Origin of the sequence: Faecalicatena contorta (assembly GCF_021531995.1) — a bacterium.
Classification (GTDB): Bacteria; Bacillota; Clostridia; order Lachnospirales; family Lachnospiraceae; genus Dorea_A; species Dorea_A contorta_A.
In genome coordinates this window covers 1-2,350 of the sequence record NZ_JAFBIZ010000210.1, presented here as the reverse complement: position 1 = coordinate 2,350, position 2,350 = coordinate 1, and the positions used below count along the sequence as shown (strand labels likewise).

Annotated in this window: 3 protein-coding genes and 1 pseudogene; 3 read left to right on the top strand and 1 reads right to left on the bottom strand. The window is 42.0% G+C overall.

All coding sequences use genetic code 11. The features are described from left to right. Nucleotides 1–394 precede the first annotated feature (394 nt). On the top strand, nucleotides 395–1,009 hold the full coding sequence (locus JQM82_RS15275) for an ECF transporter S component (protein ID WP_235251263.1): 615 nt from the start codon (nucleotides 395–397) through the stop codon (nucleotides 1,007–1,009). Between the two features lie 15 nt (nucleotides 1,010–1,024). Then, nucleotides 1,025–1,990: a P1 family peptidase gene (locus JQM82_RS15270; protein WP_235251262.1), complete on the top strand. Its 966-nt coding sequence runs from the start codon at nucleotides 1,025–1,027 to the stop codon at nucleotides 1,988–1,990. A gap of 93 nt (nucleotides 1,991–2,083) precedes the next feature. Here JQM82_RS15270 and JQM82_RS16650 read toward each other — a convergent pair. Beyond that, nucleotides 2,084–2,218, bottom strand: a pseudogene (locus JQM82_RS16650) (flavodoxin); the annotation flags it as partial. On the opposite strand from JQM82_RS16650, the gene JQM82_RS16560 reads away from it, so the two are divergent. Continuing rightward, nucleotides 2,217–2,350, top strand: a 134-nt coding sequence (locus tag JQM82_RS16560) for a MerR family transcriptional regulator (protein WP_420370612.1), incomplete at its 3' end; no start/stop codon positions are given. The pseudogene JQM82_RS16650 and the gene JQM82_RS16560 overlap by 2 nt on opposite strands.

Sequence of the window (2,350 nt, the reverse complement as noted above, 5' to 3'; positions counted from 1 at the left end):
CTCTAAGCCAGAATTATGTAAAATGTATGTAAGGTAAAAGTGTTATGATGTCCGCAAATCTGAATATGACATTGTTATAAATCCGTAAAAAAGAAAAAGAATCAGAACAATAAAAGATTGACGAGTTGTGTTTGGATTTCAAAAGATAATTTTGTCTCTTGCACAATACTTTTGTGAATGATATACTTTCCACGTATTTGTATTGTATCCCAGGCATCAAAATGAAAAGAGGCGATAAAGGGGGATCATGAAAAAGATGGATAATCCGAGTAAGTACGATATCAGAATTGAATGGTAACAAAAAGGAAGAAACTTCTTTAGACATATTCATGGTTTTTCATTATTTGTCACTGCTTTTTCGATGTGGGAATAATAACAAGGAGGAAAAGAGAATATGAAGAAACAACAAGGAAACAACGGAAACGTTTTGTGGATGACAGAGCTTGCGCTTATGGCGGCAATCGTAATCATCATGGCATTTACTCCGCTGGGATATTTGAGAGTGGGCGCTATTGAAATGACATTTATTGTCATACCGGTTGCGGTTGGAGCAGTGATGTTAGGTGTGAAAGGTGGAGCTATCCTGGGACTGATATTTGGTCTTAGCAGCTTTGCACAATGCTTTGGTATGAGTGCGTTTGGTACCATGCTGTTTGGAGTGAATCCAGTCGGTACAGCATTTGCCTGTATCGTTCCACGTATTTGTGTTGGAGTCGTACCGGCACTTTTATATAAAGTATTCCGTAAGATTGACAAGAAAGATAGATGGAGTATTGCCGTTTCCTGTCTTTTAAGCCCACTTACGAACACAGCTTTATATCTGGCCTGTGTTTGTTTTATTTTTCAGCAGGAAATGATGGATATGTACCAGTATACAGGAAAGGGCGGTCTGCACTTTCTTTTCTGGGTGTTTGCCCTGGTAGCGCTGAATGCAGTCTTAGAAGCAGTATCCAGTTTGTTGATCGGAACTGCGATCTGCAAAGCATTAAAGAAAGTATTTCGTCAGTAAGAGGAGTGATTACAGATGAAAACAATTGATATTATGGAAATTGAAGGATTTTCAGTTGGACATGCACAGGATGTGGAAGGCGGGACCGGATGTACGGTAGTCCTTTTTGATACATCCAGCCCTGCGGGTGTAGATGTAAGAGGCGGCGGCCCGGCATCCAGAGAAACTCCATTATTAAATCCGGTAGCCGATGCGACAGGAATTCATGCGATTCTGTTATCCGGCGGTTCTGCTTTTGGACTTGATGCTGCAGGTGGAGTCATGCGTTATCTGGAAGAGAGAGATATTGGGTTCGATGTTGGCGTGACAAAGGTTCCGCTTGTCTGCCAGTCTTCGTTATTCGATCTTCAGGTCGGAAAAGTGGATGTACGTCCAGATCAGAACATGGCATATCAGGCCTGTGAAAATGCTTCCAGAGAAAAAATGGAAGAAGGCAATGTGGGGGCAGGTACGGGATGTACCATTGGAAAAATCCTTGGACCTGACAAATCCATGAAAAGTGGAATCGGAACCTATGCGGTTCAGGTTGGAGACATTCAGGTAGGAGCAATCGTTGCCGTCAATGCCCTTGGTGATGTATACGATACAGAAACAGGAAAACAGATTGCAGGGTTGCTGGTAGATGGAAAACTTGCTTCCTCTGAACAGGTGCTTTGGAACATGGCCGGCAAGGAGACAGACCTTTTTACAGGAAATACAACATTGGGCATTGTTATTACCAACGCCAAATTTGATAAAACACATTTAAATAAAATTGCTTCAATGGCACACAACGGCTATGCACAGGCAATCCGTCCGGTACATACAACGGCAGATGGAGATTCCATCTATGCAGTCAGTGTAGGAAATGTGGAAGGAGACTTAAATGCCATTGGATCTTTAAGCGCTTATGTCATGGGAAAAGCCATTGGACAGGCAGTAAGAAGTGCAAAAAGTGCATATGGACTTCCAGGGGTGGAAGAGAATAAAAAAGTGTGCTGAGCACACTTTTTTATATTTTTGGATTATTATGAGCTGTCGTCTTCTCTCATGGAATGTAAAAAATCTTTTATTACTTCTTGATTTTTTGTCCATTCAGTTCAGATCAGCCTTGGTATATGGAACTGCAGGCTTGATCTCATAGATATCTGCCTTTGCAGCTCCATGCCAGTGCTTTACGCCTACCGGAATATTGATGCAGTCTCACGGCTTCATTTCTACTGCATCCTTGTCCCATCTCCCTATTTCGACTTTAAGATATTACGACAAGGAAGGATTCTTCCCCAATCTTATGAGAAAAGGCAATATCCGTTACTTCAGCGACGATGAACTAGAGGCTATCCGCGTGATTGAGTGCCTCAA